The following is a 21,656-nucleotide window of genomic DNA, read 5'->3' as shown; positions in this document are numbered from 1 at the left end:
CTGAACATCAGCCGGCCCTGCGGTGAACCTTCGCCCGGGACCGCTTCTCCACGTACATCCGCTGGTCCGCGGAGCGCAGCACCTCTTCGGCGGTCATGCCGCAGGCGGCCCAGCCGATGCCGAAGCTCGCCCCGACACGCACCGCCCGCCCGTCGACCCGGATGGGCGGAATGATGGCGTTACGAAGGCGTACGGCCAGGTCCGCGGCGTCCGCGGCACCGAGTCCGTCGGCGAGCACGACGAATTCGTCACCCCCGAGCCGGGCGACGGTGTCGCCGTCGCGGACACAGGTGGTCAGGCGCCGGGCGACCTCGATCAGCACGGCGTCGCCTGTGTGGTGGCCGAAGCGGTCGTTGATCGACTTGAAGCCGTCGAGGTCGCAGAAGAGGACCGCGAGGCCCTTCGCCCCGTCGTCGTTCTCGGTGTCGGGTGCGACGGAATGCACGTGGTGGTCGTACGGCCCGCCGGGCGCCGCGTCCACGTCGTGGCCGTGCGTCCGCGCGTCCGGATCGTCGGCGTCGGCGTACGCGGCGTCCAGCGCCTCGACCGGGGTGGTGGCCACCGAGTGCGGGCGCTCGCAGAGCCGGGCACCGAGCCGGGAGCGCAGTTCGGCGCTGTTGGGCAGACCGGTGAGCGCGTCGTGCGAGGCGCGGTGCGCGAGATGCAGCTCGTGGCGCTTGCGCTCCTCGATGTCCTCGACGTGGGTGAGCAGGAAGCGCGGGCCGTCCGCGGTGTCGGCCACGACGGAGTTGCGCAGCGACACCCAGAGGTAGGTGCCGTCCCGCCGGCCGAGCCGCAACTCGGCCCGGCCGCCCTCGGCGGAGGTGCGCAGCAGGGTGCCGATGTCCTCGGGGTGGACGAGGTCGGCGAAGGAGTAACGGCGCAGCACGGACGCCGGGCGCCCGAGCAGCCGGCACAGGGCGTCGTTGGCGCGCAGCAGCCGGCCGTGCTGGTCGCCGCCCATCTCGGCGATGGCCATGCCACTGGGCGCGTACTCGAAGGCCTGCCGGAAGGACTCCTCGCTGGCCCGCAGCGCCTGCTGCTCCCGCTCCAGACGGACCAGGGCGCGCTGCATGTTTGCTCTCAGCCGGGCGTTGCTGATCGCAATGGCCGCCTGCGACGCGTACATCTGGAGGGCCTCGCGGCCCCAGGCGCCGGGGCGGCGGCCGTTGCGGGGGCGGTCGACGGAGATGACGCCCAGCAGATCGGGGCCGCCGCCGGACGCGTACATCGGGGCGTAGAGGCGGTCCTGGGGGTGCCACTCGTCCTCGAAGCGGGGATCGGGCCCGTCGGTGTGCCACTGCGGTACGTCGTCGTCGAGGAGGACCCAGCCGTCGGTGTGGGGTATGAAGCGGAGCTCGTCCCACTCCTCGCCCATCGAGAGCCGGCGCTCCCAGGAGCTGCGCGAGCCGACGCGGCCGGTGATGAGGGCTTCCGCCGCACTGTTGCCCGCGAAGGCGGCGACGACGAGATCGCCGTCGGCACGGACCAGGTTCACACAGGCCAGCTCGTAGCCGAGACCGGCGACGATTCCGTCGGCCACGGTCTGCAGTGTGTCGGCCAGGCTCCGCGCCGTGTTGAGATCGGCGACGGCCTGGTGCAGCTGCCGCAGCGTCGCAAGACGGACGTACGGCTCCGACTCGGCCTCCATTGCTCGCACTCCCCGAGACCTCGACAGCACTCCAGGTTTCATATCGACGTACTTACTGCAGTGTCACGGCAACTGAATCACAGTGAGCTGTGCAGTCGGTACACAGGGTCAGCAAATATTGCACTCTGTGACTCAAGTCACAACAGATGGTAAAGGGGCGTGCGTGCCGCGCGGCCGCGGTCCGTCCTTTTCTTGAACGCAAATCCGGGCGTTGCAGTACCGGCCGCCGCAGCCGTGACCGGGGTCCTAGGACCGGCCTGGTCCCCTGGTCCGATGCGGCGGGACGGCGGGCGCGGCTAGCGTGCCGGGTGTGTTGCAGACGAAATCCCCCGCCCCGCGTTCCGAGCCCATCCCCCATGCTGAGGGGGTGAGCAACGACGAGTTCCGTGGCGCCCTCGCCCGGCTGGCCGCCGGAGTGGTGCTGATCACCGCCGAGGAGCCGCCCCTGGACGAGAACGGACGCGGCGAGGACGTCGGGATGACGGCGACCGCCTTCATGTCGGTGTCGCTGGACCCGCCGCTGGTCATGGTCAGTCTGCGCAACGGCTCACGGATGGACGATCTGCTGGCGGAGCAGCCGCTGTGGGCGGTCTCCGTGCTCGCCGAGAGCCAGCGGCACATCGCCGGACGGTTCGCGATGAAGGGCCGGATCAGCGACCGGCTGCTGTTCGAGGACATCCCCTTCTCCAGGGGAGAGACCACCCGCGCGCCACTGGTCGGCGGCGCGCTGGCCACGCTGGAGTGCCGGACCGAGCAGCGGGTCCTGGCGGGCGACCACACGCTGGTGATCGGCCGGGTGCTGAGCGCGGCCCTGCCGAGCGGCGACGGGGCGCCGCTGACGTACTTCCGGGGGCGGTACCGGCAGTTGGGGTGAGTCTCCCCCGACCGCCGCGCGGCCGGTCGTGCGTCGTCACCAGTCACGGCCGGAGCGCCCGCGCTTCGTCTCGCCGCGCTGCTTCTTCTCGCGCAGCCGGCGTTCGTTGATACCGCGCGGAATCCTGGTCTTGCGGCGCGGCCTGGGGGGCGGCGCCGTGGCCTCGGCCAGCAGGGAGGCGAGCCGCACGAGCGCCGTCTCCCGGTTGCGCCACTGGGAGCGGTGTTCGGACGCCCGTACCGAGATCACTCCGTCCACCAGCCTGCTCTCCAGACGCTGGAGCGCCCGCTCCTTCCACACCTCGGGAAGCGATTCGGTCGCCGCGAGGTCGAAGCGGAGCTCCACCTGGGAGTCGCTGGTGTTGACGTGCTGCCCGCCGGGCCCGGAGGACCGCGAGAAACGCCACATGAGCTCGGCCTCCGGCAGGGAGACCGAACCGCGGATGACATAGGGCCCGGACATGACACCCATGTTCCCCGGCCCACGGGGCGTTCGCCACCTTCTTTTGCCGTACGGGCCGTGCCGTACGGCACAGGCAGGACATCGGGCCGACCGGGGGGACTTCGGTAAAGAAAGCAAAGGGAGAAGGAACCTCTTGGTCCCCCGTCCGCGTTATGACCTGTGACGGTAGCTTCTTGATGGCATGAAGCCCGCACTCGACGATGAAAGGGACTTCCCATGGCTGTAAGCCTGTCCAAGGGCGGCAACGTCTCGCTCACCAAGGAGGCCCCGGGCCTGACCGCCGTCACGGTCGGCCTCGGCTGGGACGTCCGCACCACCACCGGCACCGACTTCGACCTCGACGCCTCGGCGATCGCGGTGGACGCCGGCGGCAAGGTCGTCTCCGACGGCCACTTCGTCTTCTTCAACAACAAGTCGACGCCGGACCAGACCATCGTCCACACCGGTGACAACGTCACGGGCCAGGGCGAGGGCGACGACGAGCAGATCAACGTCAACCTGGCGGGCCTGCCGGCCGGGGTCGACAAGATCGTCTTCCCGGTCTCGATCTACGACGCCGAGACGCGCAGCCAGAACTTCGGCCAGGTGCGCAACGCCTTCATCCGCATCGTCAACCAGGCCGGGGGCACGGAGATCGCCCGTTACGACCTGAGCGAGGACGCCGCCACCGAGACCGCCATGGTCTTCGGCGAGCTCTACCGCAACGGTGCGGAGTGGAAGTTCCGCGCGGTCGGCCAGGGTTACGCCTCGGGCCTGCGCGGCATCGCCCAGGACTTCGGCGTCAACCTCTGACGTTCCGCAGCCGGTAGATCCGTACACACCGGGAGCCCCCGGCCGCGTCACCCGCGGCCGGGGGCTCCCGTGCGTGTGCGCGATGTTGCACAACTTCCCCTGGATCCCGCCGAATAGCGAACACAAGCGCACTTCATTCGGACAAGAAGTGGTCAAAAAAATGTGAGGCATTTGTTAGTACACCGTCAATCCTGGTCATTCGGTGGCACGCTCTCCGCTCGTAACCCCCCACGGAACGAGCAACGGAGAACACATGACCCCCCACATGAACACCCGTCGCGCCGCAGCCCTGGCCGCCGTGGCCGCGATGGTCGTCGTCGGCGTCCAGACCGGATCGGCGAACGCCGCCCCGGACAACGGCGCCGACGCCCCCTCCGCCTCTCGCAGCACCGTCCCCTTCGCCGCGAACAGCGGTTCGCAGCGCACCGCCGCCATCAAGTCCGCCCAGGCCGACGCCTCTTCGACCGCCGACTCCCTCGGCCTCGGCAGCAAGGAGAAGCTGATCGTCCGTGACGTGATCAAGGACGCCGACGGCACGGTCCACACCCGCTACGAGCGCACCTACGCCGGGCTCCCGGTCATCGGCGGCGACCTGGTCACCCACACCGCTCCCGGCGGCGGGCTCAAGGGCGTCACCAAGGCGACCAAGGCCCGGATATCCGTGCCGTCGACGACGGCGAGGATCAAGACCGCGGCCGCCGCCCGCAAGGTGATCTGGGCGGGCGACGGCAAGCCCGTCCTCGCCTTCGAGACGGTGCGGACCGGGGTGCAGAAGGACGGCACGCCCAGCAGGCTGCACGTCATCACCGACGCGACCACCGGCAAGATGCTCCAGAGCTACGAGGCGATCGAGACCGGCATCGGCAACAGCCAGTACAGCGGCCAGGTCGATCTGACGACCACCAAGACCGGCTCCGGTTTCGAGCTGACCGACGGCGACCGGGGCGGCCACAAGACGTACGACCTCAACCAGGGCGAGAGCGGCACCGGCTCCCTCGTCACGGACGACGACGACACCTGGGGCGACGGCACCGGCAACGACCGCCAGACCGCCGCCGTCGACGCCGCCTACGGTGCGGCGAAGACCTGGGACTTCTACAAGTCGGCGTTCGGCCGCGACGGCATCGCCGGTGACGGCAAGGCCGCGTACTCGCGGGTCCACTACGGCGACGCGTACGTCAACGCCTTCTGGGACGACAGCTGCTTCTGCATGACGTACGGCGACGGCGCCGACAACAAGAGCGCCCTCACCGCTCTCGACGTCGCGGGCCACGAGATGAGCCACGGCCTGACCGCGTCCACCGCCAACCTCGACTACTTCGGCGAGTCCGGCGGACTCAACGAGGCGACCAGCGACATCCTCGGCACCGCGGTGGAGTTCTCCGCCGACAACAGCACGGACGTCGGCGACTACCTCATCGGCGAGAAGATCGACATCAACGGCGACGGCACCCCGCTGCGCTACATGGACAAGCCGAGCAAGGACGGCGGCTCCGCGGACTACTGGGACAGCAGCGTCGGCGACCTCGACGTGCACTACTCCTCCGGCGTCGCCAACCACTTCTTCTACCTGCTGTCCGAGGGCAGCGGCGCGAAGACGATCAACGGCGTCGACTACGACTCCCCGACCGCCGACGGCTCCACGGTCACCGGCATCGGCCGGGACAAGGCCGTCCAGATCTGGTACAAGGCCCTCTCCGAGTACATGACGTCGAGCACCGACTACGCGGCCGCCCGCACGGCGACCGAGAAGGCGGCGACCGACCTGTACGGGGCGGACAGCGCCGAACTCGAAGCCGTCGACGCCGCGTGGAGCGGCGTCAACGTGAAGTAGCGCCACCCGCCCGCGCACGGGAGCCGGTCAGCCCTCCGAGGCGGGCCGGCTCCTGCCGTACAGCCAGGTGTTCCACAGCTTCGTCAGATCCTGACCGGTCGTCTTCTCCACATAGGCGGTGAAGTCGGCGGTGGACGCGTTGCCGTGCCGGTGGGCCTTCGTCCAGCCCTTGATGAGCGCGAAGAACCTCTTGTCGTCGTGCACGGCCTGCCGGATCTTGTGGATCACCATCGCCCCGCGCCCGTACACCGGCGCCTGCGAGATGTCCGCGGCCGTCGGTGGATCGGCGGGCGGAAAGGCCCAGTTGTCGTCGTCCTCGAAGGCGGCGTCGAAGCGGTCCTGGACCGGGTTGTCGTTCTTGTCGGCCTCCCACATCCACTCCGCGTAGGTCGCGAAGCCCTCGTTGAGCCACATGTCCCGCCAGCTCTCGGGCGTGACGGAGTTCCCGAACCACTGGTGCGCCATCTCGTGGACGAGCAGCCCGGTGCTCGGCGGGCCCGGGAAGTACGGCCGGTTCTGGGTCTCCAGCGCGTATCCGGCGTCCCCGGGACGCCCGACGATCGCGCCCGTGGCGGAGAAGGGGTACGGGCCGAAACGTTCCGCCTCCCATTTCACGACCTCGGGAACACGGGCGAGCACCCGCGCGCTGTCCGCCGCCACCTTCGTGTCCGCGGCGGTGAACACCTTGATGCCGTCCGGGGTGGTCGACGACTTCGTGTCGAACCGGCCGATGGCCACCGTCGCGAGATAGCTCGCCATCGGTTCGGCGACGTGCCAGTGGTACGTGGTGGTGCCGTCGGAGGTCGCGCGGGACGCCAGCTCGCCGTTGGAGACGGCCGTCAGCCCCTTGGCGACGGTGACGGTGATGTCGTACGACGCCTTGTCGCTCGGGTAGTTGTTGCCGGGGAACCAGGCCATGGACCCGGTCGGTTCACCGAGCGCGACCGCTCCGTCCGCGGTCCTCAGCCAGCCCTCCTTCGACTTGTCCGGGTCGGTGATGGTCTGCGGGGTGCCGGAGTAGTGGACGACGGTACGGAACGTCCTGCCCTTGCGGAGGTGGCTCCCGATGTCGGCGTCGGGACGCAGCGTCAGCTCGTGGCCTGCCCGGTTGACCGCGGCCGGGCGGCCCTCGACGGTCGCGGACTGCACGGTGAGTCCGACGAGGTCCAGGTTGAAGGCGCTGAGGTCCTGGGTGGCGCGCGCGGTGATGGTCGCTGTGCCGCGCAGCCGGCGGGCGGGCGCGTCGACGTCGAGGGCGAGGTCGTAGTGCGTGACGTCGTAACCGCCGTTGCCGAGCCTCGGGAAGTACGGGTCGTGCAGACCGGCCGCGCCGGGGGTGCCTTCGACTCCTCCGGCACAACCGGTCGAGGTCGTCAGGACCAGCAGGGCGAGGGCGGCGTTGCGTGCCGTACAGCGAACCGGTGTTCGGTGATCCACACACGTGATCCTAGGCACGGGACGATCCTAGGCACGGACGGCGCGGCGGGGCGGCCGGGCGCGGGGCGGGGGTGAGCCAGGTGGGGGAAGCGGGCCGGGCGGGGCCGGAATGACGCGCGCCGGGCGGCGGGCCGCAGGACCTTGTTCGCCTGGCCTGCCCGCCCCGCGGGCCTGCCCGCCCCGCGGGGCGGACGGGCCGCTCGGACTACTTGGCGAGGGCTGCGACGCCGACCGTCGCGAACTTCTCGTCGAGGTCACCGCTGGGGGCTCCGGCCACGCCGACGGCCGCCACCGGGGCACCCTTGACCTGCACCGGGGCGCCGCCCGCGAGGAACAGGGTGCCGGGGATGTCCTTGAGGGTCGGGGCCTGCTGCAGGCGCTTGGCCAGCTCGGAGGTGGGCGCGTTCCAGGAGACGGCGGTGTACGCCTTCTTCACGGCCGACTCGTACGACTGCGGGCCGGCGCCGTCGCCGCGCAGCGTCACGATGGTGTTGCCGTTGCGGTCGACGACGGCGACGGAGACACGCTGGTTCTCCTTCTGCGCGGCGTCGAGGGTGGCCTGCGCGGCCTTGGTGGCGGCGGCCACGGTCAGGTGGGTGGTCTGCTGGAGGTTGCGGTTCGCGGTGTCGGCCTGGACGGCGGCGGCGGGCGCGGCGGCCGGGGTGGAGGCGTTGGCGGACATGGCGCCGAAGGTCCCGGCGCCGAGGGCGACGGCGGCGACGGCACCGGTCAGGACGCGGGTACGCGGCGACAGCTTCTTCATGGTGGGTTCCTTCGGCAGCAGTTCGGTGGATGAGCTTCTTCCGCTCTGTCGTCGATCCTCCGGCCGCGCCGGGCGCCGTACGGTCGACGGACCGGCTCGATGCCACGCGCGGGACGACCGACGGCCCCATCGGCCGATCGGTTGATGCGGGGGTGGCCGTCCGGGGTGACCATGGATGTGTCTGTGCAGGTCAGCAGTGCCGATGACGACGGTGAGGAGCGAGGGCACAAGGTGAAGCACCGAACCCGATCGGCACCCGGCACGGTCACGGAACGGACCGACGGCACCGGCCGGGGACGGACCGACGGCACCGGAACGGGCGGGAGCGGCGACCCCGAAGCACGCCGGCTCACGCTCCTGATGCACGCCGCGTTCTTCCTGCTGCTCGGTGCCTCGCTCGCCCGCTTCCTGCTGCGGCACCCCGGCGAGGGCCGCACCCCCTGGATCATCGCGCTCTCCGTCGCGCTGGCCGTGCTGTACGTGCTCGGACCGGTGCTCGGTTCGCGTCCCACACCGCGCAGCCTGGTGTGGCTGGGGGTGCTGGTCGCCGTGTGGATGGTGCTGGTCGTCCTCGCGCCGAGCTTCGCGTGGTGCGCGGTCCCGCTGTTCTACACCGGGCTGCGGATCCTTCCGCCACGCGCCGCACTCGTGCTCGTCGCCCTGCTCACCCTGTTCGTCGTCGCCGCACAGCTGCGACTGGCCGAGGGTTTCGACCCGAACCTGGTGCTCGCACCGCCCGCGGTGGCGGCCGTCGCCACAGCGGTCTTCGTCCATATGCAGCGTCAGGCCGTGCGGCAGCGCGAACTGATCGACGACCTGCTGCGCACCCGCCGCGAACTGGCCGCCACCGAACGCCGCGAAGGAACCCTCGCGGAACGCCAGCGGCTCTCGATGGAGATCCACGACACCCTCGCGCAGAGCCTGTCCAGCCAGCAGATGCTGCTCCAGGCCGCCGACCGCACCTGGGACGCCGACCCCGCGACCGCCCGCCGCCATGTCCGTACGGCGACGGGCATCGCGGAACGCAGTCTCGCCGAGGCCCGTCGCTTCGTCCACGACCTGGCCCCGGCCGATCTCGCGGAGGGCGGCGGCCTGGAGGCGGCGTTGCACGCACTGGCCGCACGCGAGACGGCGCAGGCGCAGGGGCGGCTCACCGTCCGCTGCCATGTGGAGGGAGAACAGCACACCGCACCGCCCGACCGGGTGCAGTCCGCTCTGCTGCGCATCGCACAGGGCGCCCTGGCCAATGTGAAGGAGCACGCGCACGCGACGGAGGCCGCGCTGACGCTGACCCGTCTCGACGACCGGATCGTCCTGGACATCGCCGACAACGGGCAGGGCTTCACACCCGCCGGGCGCTCCGGACCCGCCGACGGCGTACGCGGCCACGGGCTGCCCGCGATGCGCGCCAGGCTGCACCAGCTCGGCGGCACGCTGACGATCGAGTCGGCACCGGGCGAGGGCACGGTCCTGTCCGCCGCCGTCCCTCTCACGCCCGCCGCCCCGGAGGACCCCGTCACGCCCGCCCCCGCCCCGAAGGACCCCGTATGAACGCCGAGCCGCCCGTACGCATCCTGCTCTGCGACGACCACGCCGTCGTACGCGCCGGGCTGCTCGCGCTGCTCGGCAGCGAACCGGACATCGAGGTCGTCGGCGAGGCCGGCAGCGGTGAGGAGGCCGTCGCCCTGGCCGCCAGGCTCGCCCCGGACGTCGTCCTGATGGACCTCCAGCTCGGCGAGGGCATCGACGGCGTCGAGGCCACCCGCCGCATCGCCGCCACCGATGCCCACGTCCTGGTTCTCACCACGTACGACACGGACGCCGACATCACCCGCGCCATCGAGGCGGGCGCCACCGGTTATCTGCTGAAGGCCGAGCGCCCGGAGGAGCTGTTCGCCGCGATCCGCTCGGCCGCCCAGGGCCGCACCACGCTCTCCCCGCCCGTGGCCAGCCGCGTCATGGCCCGCATGCGCAAGCCCCGGCCCGGCCTCACCGACCGCGAACTCGACATCCTGGCCCAGCTCTCCCAGGGCCTGGGCAACCGGGACATCGCCCGCGCCCTGTTCATCAGCGAGGCCACGGTGAAGACCCACCTGGGCCGCATCTACGACAAACTCGGCGTCGACACCCGCGCGGGCGCCGTCGCCGTGGCGAAGGAGCAGCGGCTGCTCCCCTAGCCCCCGGACCGGCACCGGTGGACCCGGCGAGGACCGCCGCGGTACGGGCCGCACCAGCAGCCACCCGCCCCGGCGTCGGCCCGTGCTCGGGCATGACACCATCGAACCGTGCTCGACATCGGCTACTCCCTCTCCCGGCGCTTCCCCGATCCCCCGCAGACCGACTACCGCCGCGCGGACGTCCACGCCCTGCGGCACGACCTCTTCTCCGGGGACGTCTATCTCGCGGACACCAAGGCGGACCGCGAGGTGTCCACAGCCTGGGGATGGGTGCCGGTGCTCGACTTCGCGTGGGCGCTGTGCGACATCGTCGAGCAGATCGACCAGGACCCGCGCGGCAACCGCTCGCACCGGCCGCAGTTCGCGGAGCTGGACTTCACGGAGTCGTCCGACCGGATGCTCTTCGAACGCCGCTTCGGCTGGGTCGACGTCGAGGCCGACTGGATGCCCGGCGACGAGCCCCCGCTCACCTTCAACCACTCGATGCTGCGCCGCGAGGCCCGCGACTTCCTGCACGATCTGATCGCCGACCTCGCCGACATGCACGAAGGGCTCGCCGACAATCCCGTGATCTGGGACCTCCAGGCCCGCTTCCCCCGTGTCTGATCCGGGTGCCCTGCCAGGCCCGGCGGCCGGTGCTGTCGCCGGAAGAGTTCACCGGCCACAGCACTAGGCGGATCTGGGACCTCCAGGCCCGCTTCCCCCGTGTCTGATCCGGGTGCCCCGCCCGGCCCGGCGGCCGGTGCTGTCGCCGGAAGGGTTCACCGGCCACAGCACTACGCCTCCACCCGCACCCCGATCTGCGCCGCGAACGCCGGAGCCAGCTCCATCAGCTGCGCCGGGCTGATCACCGCACCCGCCAGCCGCTCCACCCCGCGCGCGATGTCCAGCTCCGCGACCGTCCGCAGATCCACCGCCTCCATCCGTACGGAACTGAAGTCCGCCCGCTTCAGCACGCAGTCGCGGAACTCCACCCGCACCAGCTCCGCGTTCCCGAAATCCGGCTCGGACAGCACACAGCCCTCGAACACCACGTCCTTCAGCCGCGCCTTCCGCAGATTCAGGTAGTCGATCTTCCCGCCGCGCACCAGCACCCGCTCCAGCACCGCGCCGTGCAGCTGCACCCCGCCCAGCCGTGCGTCCACCACCTCCACGTCCCGCAGCGACGCCCCCGCGAGATCGGTGCCCACACCCCGTACGCCCGTCAGCACCGAGTCGATGAAGCGGGCCCTGACCAGCTCCGTGCGGTCCAGCGCGCAGCCGTTCAGCGCGCAGTCCATGAACCGGGCGCCCGGCCCCGGCTCGTCCGCCAGATCCGCCCCCTCGAAGCACACCCCGTCGTAGTCCCCGTCGGGCTCCAGGCCCTCCCCGTCGTACGGAACGAGCGGCGGCAGCCGCACCTCCGGCCGCCGGGCCGTCGCGATGGTGTCCGTCTTCCTGCTGCTGCGTGCCATGCCCTCCATCGTCGCCCACCCCACTGACAACGCCCCTCACGGCTGCGGGTGAAACGGAACGACCGCGGCGCCACGACGGGGCTTGACCTCAAGCGGACTTGAGGTCGGAGGGTGGCTCCACAGGTCCCGCAGGACCTGCCCGCCCCACAGCGACCGATACGACGGGGAGTCCACCGTGCATGCCATTCGCCTTCACACCTTCGGCCCGGCCGAGAACCTCGCCTACGAGCGGACCGACGACCCCGTGCCGGGCCCCGGCCAGGTCCGTATCACCGTGGCCGCGGCGGGTGTACACCTTCTCGACACGGCTCTGCGCGAAGGCCGGAGCGGCCCGTTCCCGGCCCCTGCCGAGCTGCCGACCATCCCCGGCCGCGAGGTCGCCGGCCGGGTCGAGTCACTCGGCGAGGGCACCGATCCCGGCTGGCTCGGCCGGCGCGTCGTCGCCCATATCGGCATGGTCCCGGGTGGCTACGCCGAACTCGCCGTCGTCGACGCCGAGAAGCTGCACCCGATCCCGGGCGGCCTCGACGAAGCCGCGGCCGTCGCCATGATCGGCACCGGCCGCACCGCCCTGGGCATCCTGCAGTTCACCGAGCTCGGCCCCGGTTCCACCGTCGTCGTCCCGGCAGCGGCGGGCGGCATCGGCACCCTGATCGTGCAGTACGCCAAGAACGCCGGGGCCACCGTCATCGGCCTCGCCGGAGGCTCCGCCAAGGTCGCCGCCGTCCGGGCGAACGGCGCGGACCTCGCCGTCGACTACACGCTCCCCGACTGGGACCGGCTGGTCCGCGACCGTCTCGACGGGCTCGGCCGCCGCGCCACCGTCGTCTACGACTCCGTCGGGGGGACCACCGGCCGGGCCGCCGTCGGCCTCCTCGGTGCGGGCGGCCGGCACATCGTGTTCGGCTGGGCCGGCGCCGGACTCCACGACGGAGCCCCGCTCACCTTCACCGACGAAGAACTCGCCGAACGCGGCATCACCTCCGAGAGCGTGCTCGGCCCCGTCATGCTGGCGAAGGCGGGCGGTCTGCGCGCCCTCGAAACCCGTTCGCTCGCCGAAGCCGCCGCCGGCCGGCTCCGCCCCGCCGTCCAGCGCTTCCCGCTCGCCGAAGCCGCCGCCGCCCACCGCGCCCTGGAGACCCGCGGCACGATGGGCAAGGTGGTCCTGATCCCGTAGCCCTGCATCCCACGACCGGGCGGCACCCCTTGACGCGGCATCCCACGGCCGGGGGCGCTGCCGGGCCCGGCCGTCGCCCGTGGACCGGAAGGTCCGTCACCCGGCGCCCCGTTTCGGGTGTCCGGTGCGCGTGCCGATGAGGGCCTGCCGTCCTACCGTCCGCCGAGCTCCGCCAACGCCCCGTCCGTCAGCCGGTACACCGTCCACTCGTCCTGAGGCCGCGCGCCCAGCGACTCGTAGAACGCGATGGACGGGGCGTTCCAGTTCAGCACCGACCACTCCAGGCGCTCGTAGCCCCGCGCCACACAGATCCGCGCCAGCTCCGTCAGCAGAGCCTTCCCGTGCCCACCGCCGCGCCGCTCCGGACGCACGTACAGGTCCTCCAGGTAGATGCCGTGCACCCCGCGCCATGTGGAGAAGTTCAGGAACCACAGGGCGAAGCCGACCGCCTCGCCGTCGTCCGACTCCGCGATGTGCGCGTACGCGGCGGGCCGCTCGCCGAACAGCGCCTCGTGCAGCTGCTCCTCGGTGGCCCTCACCTCGTGCAGGGCCTTCTCGTAGTCGGCCAGCTCACGGACCATGGTGTGGATGACGGGGACATCGGCAGGGGTCGCGGTGCGAATCATGAGGGCAGCGTAAGCACCGGCCCGTGACCGGCCGACTCCGCCCCCAGCAGCTGCCGCGCGATCTCGGCCTGCTCCGGATCCAGCCGCCGCCGCCCGTCCGACACGTCCCACAGAGCGTTCTGCAGCAGCCGCCCCAGAGTCCAGGCCCGCGCCCGCTCCCGGCCCAGCCCGAGCGCCTGCGTCAGCACGTCGAACCGCCACCGCACCGCCGCCGCGTCGAACCTGTTGACCAGCGCCGGAAGCAGCTCGAACCCCGGATCGCCGGCCAGTGGTTTCGGGTCGATGGCCACCCACCGGCCCTCCCTCCCGGCCAGTACGTTCCCGTAATGCAGGTCCCAGTGCAGCAACCGGTCCCCCGGCTCCCCGGCGACCTCCCGGACCGCCGCCGCGCAGTCCGCCAGCAGCCTCCGCTCCTCCTCGTCCACCAGCGCCGCCACCGCCCCCGGCACCTCCTGAAGCATCCGCTCCGCCATCTCCCCCAGTCCTCGCAGCGGAGGCAGCCCTCGCAGTTCCGGCGATCCCGGCGGGGCCTGCGATCCCGGCGGGGCCGGTGGTCCCGGCAGTCCGTGATCCGCCGGAGCCGGGGCCGGAGCCGGTACGGACGACAGCCGGGCCAGCAGCTCCGCCAGAATCAGCACCGCCTGCCGCTCGTCCGCCATCCCCGCCAACGAACGGCGGCCGTCCAGCCGCTCCAGCAGCAGCGTCCCCGTCGCCGCGTCGTGATCCAGCAGCTCCACGGCCCCCGCGCCCGCCTCGCCCCACACCCGCAGCGCGACCGGCTCCCCCACGGTCTCCTCGTCCACCGGCTGAAGCTTCAGCGCCGCCGGACGACCGTCGGCCACCCGCACCACCGGAAGCACCAGTGCGCACACCCCGTGGAACGCCTCACCGTCCCGCCGCAGCCCCCACCGCTCCAGGAACTCGGCGGCCCGCCCCGGCAGCGCCGCCAGAAAGGCCCGCCCTGCCGCTCCGTTGTACTTGGACTGGGTGTCGATCAGTCCGTCCGGAATGTCAATCACGCGGACGATCGTAGAACCGTGCGTCAATCGGATATGACTCCGAGCAGCCCCGCCCCGCCCACCCGGCCGCGCACCACCGCCGGCCCGTGGATCCGCAGCGTCGGCTCATGGATCCGCAGCGCACCGGGCACCTACATCTGGCTGACCGCGCTCTTCGTCACGACCGTCATCGTGCACCAGATGTCCCCGGACTTCGAGGAGGACTTCCTGCGTCAGCGCTCGACCAACATCCACGAACTCTCCCACGATCCCGTACGCGTACTGATCGTCAGCGCCCTCTGGATCGACAGCGGCCGGTGGCTCCCCTACGCCGTCCTCTACACCGTCTTCCACGCCCCCGCCGAACGCTGGCTGGGCACCCTGCGCTGGCTCGCCGTCGCCATCGCGGCCCATGTCCTCGCCAGCCTCGTCAGCGAAGGCATCCTGGCCTGGGCCATCCGGCACGGACACGTACCGGAGTCCGCCGCCAACACGCTCGACATCGGAGTCAGTTACGCACTCGCGGGCGTCGTCGCGGTCCTCACGTACCACGTCCCGCAGCCCTGGCGGTACGTGTACCTCTTCGCCGTCGTCGTCTTCTACGGCATCCCGCTCATCGTCGGCCCCACCTTCACCGACGTCGGCCACTTCACCGCCGTGCTCATCGGCCTCGCCTGCTATCCACTGACCCGCTCCCGGCACGGGACGAAAACCCGTCCGGCGCAGTAACGTCCCGCTCACACGCTTCACCACAGGGCTTCACACCGGACAAAGCAGGGGCAACATGAGCACCGTCAGCACCGTCAACGGCGGCATATCGTTCTGGTACGCGGACCAAGGCACCCCCATGGCCCGGGAGCCCCTGCCCGGCGACATCACCGCCGACGTCTGCATCGTCGGCGGCGGATACACCGGGCTGTGGACCGCCTACTACCTCAAGAAGGCCGTCCCCTTCCTCAACATCGTCGTTCTCGAAGGCAAGTTCTGCGGCTACGGAGCCTCCGGGCGCAACGGCGGCTGGCTCTACAACGGCATCGCGGGCCGCGACCGTTACGCGAAACTCCATGGGCACGAAGCCGCCGTCCGCCTCCAGCAGGCGATGAACGACACCGTCGAGGAAGTCGTCCGCATCGCCGCCGAGGAGAACATCGACGCCGACATCCACCGGGGCGGTGTGCTCGAAGTCGCCTACACACCGGCCCAACTGGCCCGGCTCAAGGACTTCCACTCCGTGGAGATCGCCTTCGGCGAGAAGGACCGCGTCCTGCGCGGCGCCCGCGAGACCGCCGAACGCGTCAACGTCACCGGCGCCGTCGGCTCCACCTGGACCCCGCACGGTGCCCGCCTGCACCCGGTCAAACTCGTCAAGGGCCTCGCGGCGACCGTCGAGGCGCTCGGCGTCACCATCCACGAATCGACACCGGTCACCGAGATCGAGCCCAAGCACGCCCGTACCCCGTACGGCACCGTCCGCGCCCCGTACATCCTGCGCTGCACCGAGGGCTTCACCGCGAACCTCAAGGGCCAGAAGCGCACCTGGCTCCCCATGAACTCGTCGATGATCGCCACCGAACCGCTCCCCAGGTCGATGTGGGACACCATCGGCTGGGACGGCCGCGAAACCCTCGGCGACATGGCCCACGCCTACATGTACGCCCAGCGCACCGCCGACGACCGCATCGCGCTCGGCGGTCGCGGCGTGCCGTACCGGTACGGATCGGCCACCGACAACGACGGCCGCACCCAGCCCGCCACCATCGAGGCCCTCCGCGACATCCTCGTCCGCCTCTTCCCCGCCACCGCGGCCGCGCGCATCGACCACGCCTGGTCCGGTGTCCTCGGCGTCCCCCGTGACTGGTGCGCCACCGTCACCCTCGACCGCTCCACCGGTCTCGGCTGGGCCGGCGGCTACGTCGGCTCCGGCGTCGCCACCACCAACCTCGCCGCCCGTACCCTGCGCGACCTGATCCAGCAGGACTCCGGACAGTCCGGCCCCACGGAGCTGACATCTCTGCCCTGGGTCGACCACAAGGTCCGCCGGTGGGAACCGGAACCCTTCCGCTGGCTCGGCGTCCACGGCATGTACGCCGCCTACCGCGCGGCCGACCGCCGCGAACTCACCTCGCCCCGCGCGGGCACGGACCCCATCGCCAAGGCCGCGGACCGGCTGTCCGGACGGCACTGAGCGAACGGCCGGACCTCCGCCACCGGGTGGGTGGCGGAGGCCGTCGGGCCGTGCGGTCAGCGGTGTGAGGGCCGAGCGGGTGCTCGGGTGCCGGAGCCGTGGTCGGCCAGGACCTCCCCGAGCACATGTCCTGCGGCACATCACAAACGAAATACCCGGCTCACCAGCCGGTCGCGTCCGGCGTCCCGCGCGCACCGATCAACCCGAGAGCGTCGACCGCGGCCGGGGACAGCATCGAGTCGTCCAGACCGGACAACGGCATCCAGCTGACGGCGCTCGTGGAGTCGTCGGCCTTGGTGACCACGAGCGGACCGGGCTCGATGTCGACCAGGTAGAAGAGCCCCACCAGGTTCCAGCTGATCCCGAGCCGGTGGGCCGTGTACGTCCGCGCGTCCACCAGCCGCGCTTCGAGGAGTTCGAGGCCCGTCTCCTCGTACAGTTCACGCGCCAGCGTCTCCCGCGGCTGCTCGCCCGGATCGATCCCTCCGCCCGGCAGGTGCCACAGCCCGGGTTCGAAAACCGGTGACGTCTGCGAGAGCCGGGTCAGCAGCAGTCGGTCCCGCACGGTGGCCATGGCGTACGCCGATACGCGGGAACGCACGTTGCTCTCCAATGTGGCCCTCCTGGCTTTGAGTCGGGCGGACTCCACCGCCCCGCGCGGACAATCTATTGACCACGCGCAAAGAGGAACGGGGCGGGGCGCAGGGTCCTGTGCAGGCACCGGCGCCGGGGCGCCCCCGGACTACTGCGGGACGCCGCCGAGCCGGATGGCGCGGGTGCTGTCGGGCGGGACGGGCCCGCCGCAGGCGTCGCAGACGGTGCGTGGGTGAAGTACCGCGCCGCAGTCGTGCTCGAACACCGTCGGGGGTTCCCCCTCGGTCACGTAGCGGTCGCCCCATTCCATGAGGGCGAGCAGGACCGGCTGCAGCGCGAGTCCGGCTTCGGTCGGTGTGTACTCGTAGCGCGGCGGGTGGGCCTGGTAGAGCTCCTTGGCCAGGACTCCGTTCTCCACGAGCTTCTTCAGCCGGGCCGTGAGGATGTCCCGGCTGGCGCCGGTGTTCGCCGCGATCTGGTCGAAGCGGCGCGCCCCGAGGAACACCTCCCGCAGCGCGAGCAGGCTCCAGCGCTCGCCGATGACGGCGAGCGAGTTCGCGATGGAACAGGGACGTGGGCGAGCGGCGGGCATCTGCGTACCTCCTGGGGGCTGCGGCGTGCTGGCGGGTCACGGCGCGTCCGGGCGCCGCTTCGACGGTTGCGCCTGCCGGCCCCGGGCGCCCCGCTGCGGGCGGCCGGCGCGGGAAGCGGCGGCGTGGTCCTGCGCATGCGAGCCCGGCACATACGCAGAACGTCCGGCCCGCATCCGCCCTTCGGGCCAGTTGCCGTTTCCAACTCACTATGGCACAGCGCGTGGGAGAACGAGACGCACATGTCCGCCCGGAAGTCGACGCCCGAAGTGGCGTCCGGCACCGAACACCCGGATGAGGCTTTGATCACGAGGGTTTGATCACGAGGGTTTGATTTTCAAACTGACCTACCTATAGTAAGTCCTGTTTTCCAACTATCCAGCGGGCTCCTTGGGCTCGCCCGAACGAGGAGACCGGAATGAGGGCTTCACCACCCAGCGGCGCGCATGCCACCGATGAGGAGGCATTGGCTCGGATCGACCCCTTGTGGCGATCCTGGGCGGGCGCGCACGGGGGTCATGTCGCGGCGGCGGCGCTCACCGCCCGCGTCGTCCAGGACGCCCCCGCGGAGCACGCATCCGTGTCCGCGGCCACGACACCCCCGCAGGAGACCCTGTGAACATCGGCGGAGCCATCGCGCTCGTCACCGGAGCCAACCGCGGACTGGGCCGCGCCTTCGCCCGGGGCCTGCTGGCGCGCGGCGCGCACACCGTGTATGCGGCAGCACGTGACCCGAGGACCGTGACCGACCCGGGGCTGACACCCGTCGCCCTCGACATCACCGACCCGGCCTCCGTGGCCGCGGCCGCCGAGCGCTGCTCCGACACCACCCTGCTGATCAACAACGCGGGCATCCTGCGCGGCGATTCGCTGCTCACCGCGGACACCCTCGACGGGGCGCGCGCCGAGCTGGAGACCAACCTGTTCGGCACGCTCGCCATGTGCCGCGACTTCGCCCCCGTTCTCGGCAGGAACGGCGGCGGGGCCCTGATCAACATGCTCTCCGTGCTCTCCTGGCACACGCTCCCGCGGATCGGCTCGTACGGCGTCTCCAAGGCGGCTGCCTGGTCGATGACCAACGCGGTACGCGAAGAGCTCCGCCCGCAGGGCACTCTCACGGTCGCCGTGCACGCCGCGTTCATCGACACCGACATGGCGGCCGACACCGACCAGCCCAAGATCAGCCCCGCCGACGTGGTCGAGCAGGTCCTCGACGCCGTCGAGACAGGCCGCGAGGAAGTCCTCGCCGACGCCGTCACCCGCCAGGTCAGGAACATGCTCCCGGGAGGAGAGAACCGTGGCCACTGATCTGCGTGACGCAACGGCCGAGGAGCGCGACGACGCCCGTGGCAGCCGCCCCGGGCCGGTCCTCGTCGCCGCCTGCCTGGGGCTGTTCACGGTGTTCCTCCAGACCACCGAGACCATCGGCACGCTCGGCGCCGTCCAGGCCGACCTGCGTCTCACCCCGGCCGACATGGTCTGGGTGCCGAGCATGTACACCCTGGTCGTGGCGTCCTGCGTACTCGGCGCCGGAGCACTGGCCGACCGGTGGGGGCGCAAACGTGTCTTCCTCGCCGGGACCGCAGCCATGGCCGCGGGCGCGCTGGTGCTGGTCCTCGCCGACGACCTGGCCACCGTCCTCGCCGGCCAGGCGATCGCCGGCCTGGGCGGCGCCCTGATCACCCCCAGCTCGCTCGCGCTGATCACCCACACCGTCCGCGACCCGCGTCGCCGCGCCGGGGCGATCGCCGCATGGGCGGCCACCTCCGGACTGGGCCTGGCCATCGGCCCCCTCGTCGCGGGCCTGGCGCTGCGCTGGTGGACCTGGCACGCGGCATTCTGGCTCAACCTCGTCGTGGCGGGCCTCGCGGCGGCGGTCGCGCTCGGCCGGGTCACCGAGTCCCGCAACCCGGCCCAGCGACTGGACTGGGCGGGACAGTTCACCGCGATCGCGGGTCTCGCGCTCCTGGTCTTCTGGCTGATCGACGGCGGTCACCACGGCTACGGCTCCGCACGAGCCCTGGCCTCCGCCGCGGCAGCGGTTCTCCTGCTGGCCGCCTTCGTCCTCGTCGAACTGCGCCGTACCGCCCCCATGGTCGACCTGCGGCTGATGCGCGATCCCTCCTACAGTGCCTCCCTTCTGCTGGCCGCGACCGTCCTGTTCGGCTTCGTCGGCCTCTCCCTTCTCCAAGTGCTGTGGCTGCAGCGGGTACGGGGACTGACCGCCCTGCAGGTGGGCGTCCAACTCCTCGCGGAATTCGGCGCGTTCATCGCCGCCTCGGTCCTGGCCGGAATACTGGTGCGCCGACTCGGCCCGCGCGCCCTGATCACGGCGGGCCTGCTGCTCGCGGCCGTCGGCGCCGCCCTCTTCGCGCAGGTCGAACCGGACACCGGGTTCGCCGGGTACGTCGCCGCCTTCGTCCTGTTCGGCTTCGGCTGCGGTCTCGCCAACGCCCCGTCCACCGCCCTCGCCGTCGGCCACGTCCCACCCGGCCGCGAGGGCGAGGCGGGCGGCACCGTCAACGCCGCCCGCCAGATCGGCGCCGTCCTCGGCACCAGCATCCTCGGCACACTGATCACCACACGCTTCGAGGACCGCCTCCCCCGCGTCCACGACCCGCGCACCGCGTTCACCGACGCGGTCACGCACGCCACCTGGGTCGCGGTCGCGGTCCTCCTCGTCGGCACGGTGCTGGCACTGGGACTGTCGGCGTGGTCCCGTCACAGGGTCACCGCCCCATAAGGGAAGCGAGCGGGCGCCGCCGGGGGCCGCCGCACGACGGGCACGACCCCCGACTTCGAGCCCCCACGCGGGACCACGGACACCGGCGCGACCCGCGCCCGGCGTCGCCGCCGCGCCCACCGAACGAGGAAAGCCCAGCTCAGAACGCATCTGAGCTGGGCTTCTCGCTGAGCCCCCTGTCGGATTCGAACCGACGACCTACGCATTACAAGGGCCTGCAAGATCATCCCGGGTGGTGCTCGGACCGGTCATGGCCCCGCGTCGGGCCCTGCCCAGTGGCTGATGCCGATGCTCGTGTCGAACTGCCGCATGCGGCCCATCACGAGGTCCGAGGTGGGGTGGGCCAGTTCGTCGACGATGCGGCCGTCGGAGAGGAAGACGATGCGGTCGGAGTGGCTGGCCGCGAGCGGGTCGTGGGTGACCATGACGACCGTCTGGCCCAGCTCGCGCACGCACCGGCGCAGGAGCCCGAGGATGTCCGCGGCCGCTCGTGAGTCCAGGTTCCCGGTCGGCTCATCGGCGAAGACGATCTCCGGGCGGCCCACCAGGGCGCGCGCGCAGGCGACCCGCTGCTGCTGTCCTCCGGACAGCTGGGCCGGACGATGACCGAGCCGGTGGGCGAGGCCGACCGTGTCGATGACCCAGCGCAGCCACTGCTGGTCCGGCCTGCGTCCGGCGACGGTCAGGGGCAGCACGATGTTCTCGAGCACGGTCAGTGCCGGGATCAGGTGGAACGCCTGGAAGACGAAGCCGATCCGCTCCCTGCGCAGCCGGGTCAGGGCGCGATCGCCCAGGCGTGACAGCTCCACGTCGCCGAGCCAGGCCCCGCCCGATGTGCCGGAGTCGAGTCCGGCCAGGCAGTGCATGAGCGTCGACTTGCCCGAACCCGAAGGCCCCATGATCGCGGCGAACTCGCCGCGGCGGAACGTGACGGAGACCCTGTCGAGGGCGACGACCTGGGCGCTCGACTGCCCGTACGCCTTGGTCAGGTTCACCGCGGAGGCCGCCGCCGCGGGGTCCACGGGCGGCGTGCGGTGCGGCGGGACGCCGCCCGGCCAGGGGCGGGGTGAGGTCATATCGTGCTCCTCGGGATCATCGGTGATCGGGGTGGTGCGGGATTGCCCGCCGTGGGACTCGGGGGTTCAGGCCGCTCGCGCCGGCGAGGAGACGCAGTGTTCCGGCGCCGGGTGCCGCGGTGTCGGGGCCGGGGCGGCGCAACGCGACCACGGGCAGAGCGATGACGGATGCGGTGGTACCCGGGGCCGAGGCGGACTCGCCGGTGAACAACAGCCGGAAGGA

The 21,656-nt window shown here is 71.5% G+C and carries 22 protein-coding genes; 12 read left to right on the top strand and 10 right to left on the bottom strand.

Features of this window, described 5'->3' with window-relative positions; translation table 11 throughout:
- Positions 1-7: 7 nt before the first annotated feature.
- Positions 8-1,651, bottom strand: coding sequence for a diguanylate cyclase CdgB (gene cdgB / locus ACIQCZ_RS00755; protein WP_402278410.1), 1,644 nt, complete (start codon positions 1,649-1,651; stop codon positions 8-10).
- A gap of 367 nt (positions 1,652-2,018) precedes the next feature.
- Here cdgB and ACIQCZ_RS00750 point away from each other — a divergent pair, with 367 nt between their 5' ends.
- On the top strand, positions 2,019-2,525 hold the full coding sequence (locus ACIQCZ_RS00750) for a flavin reductase family protein (RefSeq protein ID WP_402278408.1): 507 nt from the start codon (positions 2,019-2,021) through the stop codon (positions 2,523-2,525).
- Between the two features lie 36 nt (positions 2,526-2,561).
- Here the strand turns inward: ACIQCZ_RS00750 and arfB are convergent, their stop codons facing one another.
- A complete protein-coding gene (gene arfB, locus ACIQCZ_RS00745; RefSeq protein WP_402278406.1) occupies positions 2,562-2,996 on the bottom strand; it encodes an alternative ribosome rescue aminoacyl-tRNA hydrolase ArfB in 435 nt (144 codons plus the stop codon).
- 207 nt (positions 2,997-3,203) lie between these two features.
- On the opposite strand from arfB, the gene ACIQCZ_RS00740 reads away from it, so the two are divergent.
- Positions 3,204-3,779, top strand: coding sequence for a TerD family protein (locus ACIQCZ_RS00740; RefSeq protein ID WP_402278404.1), 576 nt, complete (start codon positions 3,204-3,206; stop codon positions 3,777-3,779).
- A gap of 253 nt (positions 3,780-4,032) precedes the next feature.
- The gene (locus ACIQCZ_RS00735) at positions 4,033-5,613 is read left to right on the top strand and encodes a M4 family metallopeptidase (protein WP_402278402.1); all 1,581 of its coding nucleotides are present in this window, start codon (positions 4,033-4,035) and stop codon (positions 5,611-5,613) included.
- A 27-nt stretch (positions 5,614-5,640) separates the two neighbouring features.
- Here ACIQCZ_RS00735 and ACIQCZ_RS00730 read toward each other — a convergent pair whose 3' ends face one another.
- Entirely contained in the window at positions 5,641-7,050 is a 1,410-nt protein-coding gene (locus tag ACIQCZ_RS00730; RefSeq protein ID WP_402278400.1) for a M1 family metallopeptidase, read from the bottom strand.
- Between the two features lie 205 nt (positions 7,051-7,255).
- Positions 7,256-7,813 carry a heme-binding protein gene (locus ACIQCZ_RS00725; RefSeq protein ID WP_402278398.1) on the bottom strand — a complete coding sequence of 186 codons (558 nt, stop codon included), beginning with the start codon at positions 7,811-7,813 and terminating at the stop codon, positions 7,256-7,258.
- A 231-nt stretch (positions 7,814-8,044) separates the two neighbouring features.
- Between ACIQCZ_RS00725 and ACIQCZ_RS00720 the strand changes: the two genes are divergently transcribed.
- The 3 genes from ACIQCZ_RS00720 (at position 8,045) to ACIQCZ_RS00710 (ending at position 10,596) form a co-directional block, all read left to right on the top strand.
- Positions 8,045-9,364, top strand: a complete 1,320-nt coding sequence (locus ACIQCZ_RS00720) for a sensor histidine kinase (RefSeq protein ID WP_402278396.1) — start codon at positions 8,045-8,047, stop codon at positions 9,362-9,364.
- Entirely contained in the window at positions 9,361-9,990 is a 630-nt protein-coding gene (locus tag ACIQCZ_RS00715) for a response regulator (RefSeq protein ID WP_402278394.1), read from the top strand. Before ACIQCZ_RS00720 ends, ACIQCZ_RS00715 begins: the two co-directional genes overlap by 4 nt.
- Before the next feature lie 108 nt (positions 9,991-10,098).
- Positions 10,099-10,596, top strand: a complete 498-nt coding sequence (locus ACIQCZ_RS00710) for a hypothetical protein (protein WP_376274452.1) — start codon at positions 10,099-10,101, stop codon at positions 10,594-10,596.
- Positions 10,597-10,766: 170 nt separating this feature from the next.
- On the opposite strand, the gene ACIQCZ_RS00705 is transcribed toward ACIQCZ_RS00710, so the two are convergent.
- The gene (locus tag ACIQCZ_RS00705) at positions 10,767-11,444 is read right to left on the bottom strand and encodes a pentapeptide repeat-containing protein (RefSeq protein WP_402278392.1); all 678 of its coding nucleotides are present in this window, start codon (positions 11,442-11,444) and stop codon (positions 10,767-10,769) included.
- 175 nt (positions 11,445-11,619) lie between these two features.
- Here ACIQCZ_RS00705 and ACIQCZ_RS00700 point away from each other — a divergent pair, with 175 nt between their 5' ends.
- Positions 11,620-12,621: a zinc-binding dehydrogenase gene (locus ACIQCZ_RS00700; protein ID WP_402278390.1), complete on the top strand. Its 1,002-nt coding sequence runs from the start codon at positions 11,620-11,622 to the stop codon at positions 12,619-12,621.
- Between the two features lie 152 nt (positions 12,622-12,773).
- On the opposite strand, the gene ACIQCZ_RS00695 is transcribed toward ACIQCZ_RS00700, so the two are convergent.
- Positions 12,774-13,247 carry a GNAT family N-acetyltransferase gene (locus tag ACIQCZ_RS00695; RefSeq protein ID WP_402278388.1) on the bottom strand — a complete coding sequence of 158 codons (474 nt, stop codon included), beginning with the start codon at positions 13,245-13,247 and terminating at the stop codon, positions 12,774-12,776.
- Entirely contained in the window at positions 13,244-14,266 is a 1,023-nt protein-coding gene (locus tag ACIQCZ_RS00690; protein ID WP_402278386.1) for an aminoglycoside phosphotransferase family protein, read from the bottom strand. Before ACIQCZ_RS00690 ends, ACIQCZ_RS00695 begins: the two co-directional genes overlap by 4 nt.
- A gap of 33 nt (positions 14,267-14,299) precedes the next feature.
- On the opposite strand from ACIQCZ_RS00690, the gene ACIQCZ_RS00685 reads away from it, so the two are divergent.
- Together ACIQCZ_RS00685 and ACIQCZ_RS00680 are read left to right on the top strand one after the other, a co-directional pair.
- Positions 14,300-14,974, top strand: a complete 675-nt coding sequence (locus ACIQCZ_RS00685) for a rhomboid-like protein (RefSeq protein WP_402278384.1) — start codon at positions 14,300-14,302, stop codon at positions 14,972-14,974.
- Positions 14,975-15,029: 55 nt separating this feature from the next.
- Positions 15,030-16,430: an NAD(P)/FAD-dependent oxidoreductase gene (locus ACIQCZ_RS00680; protein ID WP_402278382.1), complete on the top strand. Its 1,401-nt coding sequence runs from the start codon at positions 15,030-15,032 to the stop codon at positions 16,428-16,430.
- Positions 16,431-16,590: 160 nt separating this feature from the next.
- Here the strand turns inward: ACIQCZ_RS00680 and ACIQCZ_RS00675 are convergent, their stop codons facing one another.
- On the bottom strand, positions 16,591-17,031 hold the full coding sequence (locus ACIQCZ_RS00675) for an NUDIX hydrolase (protein WP_402278380.1): 441 nt from the start codon (positions 17,029-17,031) through the stop codon (positions 16,591-16,593).
- Between the two features lie 141 nt (positions 17,032-17,172).
- Positions 17,173-17,616, bottom strand: a complete 444-nt coding sequence (locus ACIQCZ_RS00670; protein WP_402278378.1) for a winged helix-turn-helix transcriptional regulator — start codon at positions 17,614-17,616, stop codon at positions 17,173-17,175.
- Between the two features lie 416 nt (positions 17,617-18,032).
- Here ACIQCZ_RS00670 and ACIQCZ_RS00665 point away from each other — a divergent pair, with 416 nt between their 5' ends.
- Genes ACIQCZ_RS00665 through ACIQCZ_RS00655 form a run of 3 tightly spaced genes read left to right on the top strand, consistent with a single transcriptional unit; the run spans position 18,033 to position 20,357 of the window.
- Positions 18,033-18,233, top strand: a complete 201-nt coding sequence (locus ACIQCZ_RS00665) for a hypothetical protein (protein ID WP_402278376.1) — start codon at positions 18,033-18,035, stop codon at positions 18,231-18,233.
- Positions 18,230-18,922 (top strand): SDR family oxidoreductase, encoded by a 693-nt coding sequence (locus ACIQCZ_RS00660; protein ID WP_402278374.1) that lies wholly within the window; start codon positions 18,230-18,232, stop codon positions 18,920-18,922. The genes ACIQCZ_RS00665 and ACIQCZ_RS00660 overlap by 4 nt, the downstream gene beginning before the upstream one ends.
- Complete coding sequence (locus ACIQCZ_RS00655; protein WP_402278372.1) at positions 18,912-20,357, top strand: MFS transporter; 1,446 nt, start codon at positions 18,912-18,914, stop codon at positions 20,355-20,357. The genes ACIQCZ_RS00660 and ACIQCZ_RS00655 overlap by 11 nt, the downstream gene beginning before the upstream one ends.
- Positions 20,358-20,605: 248 nt before the next feature.
- Here the strand turns inward: ACIQCZ_RS00655 and ACIQCZ_RS00650 are convergent, their stop codons facing one another.
- Positions 20,606-21,433, bottom strand: coding sequence for an ABC transporter ATP-binding protein (locus ACIQCZ_RS00650; RefSeq protein WP_402278370.1), 828 nt, complete (start codon positions 21,431-21,433; stop codon positions 20,606-20,608).
- Positions 21,434-21,656: the final 223 nt, after the last annotated feature.

This window comes from Streptomyces sp. NPDC093149, assembly GCF_044754145.1.
Taxonomy (GTDB): Bacteria; Actinomycetota; Actinomycetes; order Streptomycetales; family Streptomycetaceae; genus Streptomyces.
The sequence above is the reverse complement of the archived record's forward strand: the minus strand, read 5'-3'. Positions and strand labels throughout refer to the sequence as shown.

Excerpts from the sequence above, each read along its gene's own strand:
- ACIQCZ_RS00650 (WP_402278370.1), bottom strand. The coding sequence starts at position 21,433 with ATGACCTCACCCCGCCCCTGGCCGGGCGGCGTCCCGCCGCACCGCACG.
- ACIQCZ_RS00685 (WP_402278384.1), top strand. The coding sequence starts at position 14,300 with ATGACTCCGAGCAGCCCCGCCCCGCCCACCCGGCCGCGCACCACCGCC.
- ACIQCZ_RS00670 (WP_402278378.1), bottom strand. The coding sequence starts at position 17,616 with ATGCCCGCCGCTCGCCCACGTCCCTGTTCCATCGCGAACTCGCTCGCC.
- ACIQCZ_RS00735 (WP_402278402.1), top strand. The coding sequence starts at position 4,033 with ATGACCCCCCACATGAACACCCGTCGCGCCGCAGCCCTGGCCGCCGTG.
- cdgB (WP_402278410.1), bottom strand. The coding sequence starts at position 1,651 with ATGGAGGCCGAGTCGGAGCCGTACGTCCGTCTTGCGACGCTGCGGCAG.
- ACIQCZ_RS00665 (WP_402278376.1), top strand. The coding sequence starts at position 18,033 with ATGAGGGCTTCACCACCCAGCGGCGCGCATGCCACCGATGAGGAGGCA.
- arfB (WP_402278406.1), bottom strand. The coding sequence starts at position 2,996 with ATGGGTGTCATGTCCGGGCCCTATGTCATCCGCGGTTCGGTCTCCCTG.
- ACIQCZ_RS00740 (WP_402278404.1), top strand. The coding sequence starts at position 3,204 with ATGGCTGTAAGCCTGTCCAAGGGCGGCAACGTCTCGCTCACCAAGGAG.
- ACIQCZ_RS00680 (WP_402278382.1), top strand. The coding sequence starts at position 15,030 with ATGAGCACCGTCAGCACCGTCAACGGCGGCATATCGTTCTGGTACGCG.
- ACIQCZ_RS00695 (WP_402278388.1), bottom strand. The coding sequence starts at position 13,247 with ATGATTCGCACCGCGACCCCTGCCGATGTCCCCGTCATCCACACCATG.
- ACIQCZ_RS00715 (WP_402278394.1), top strand. The coding sequence starts at position 9,361 with ATGAACGCCGAGCCGCCCGTACGCATCCTGCTCTGCGACGACCACGCC.
- ACIQCZ_RS00705 (WP_402278392.1), bottom strand. The coding sequence starts at position 11,444 with ATGGCACGCAGCAGCAGGAAGACGGACACCATCGCGACGGCCCGGCGG.
- ACIQCZ_RS00725 (WP_402278398.1), bottom strand. The coding sequence starts at position 7,813 with ATGAAGAAGCTGTCGCCGCGTACCCGCGTCCTGACCGGTGCCGTCGCC.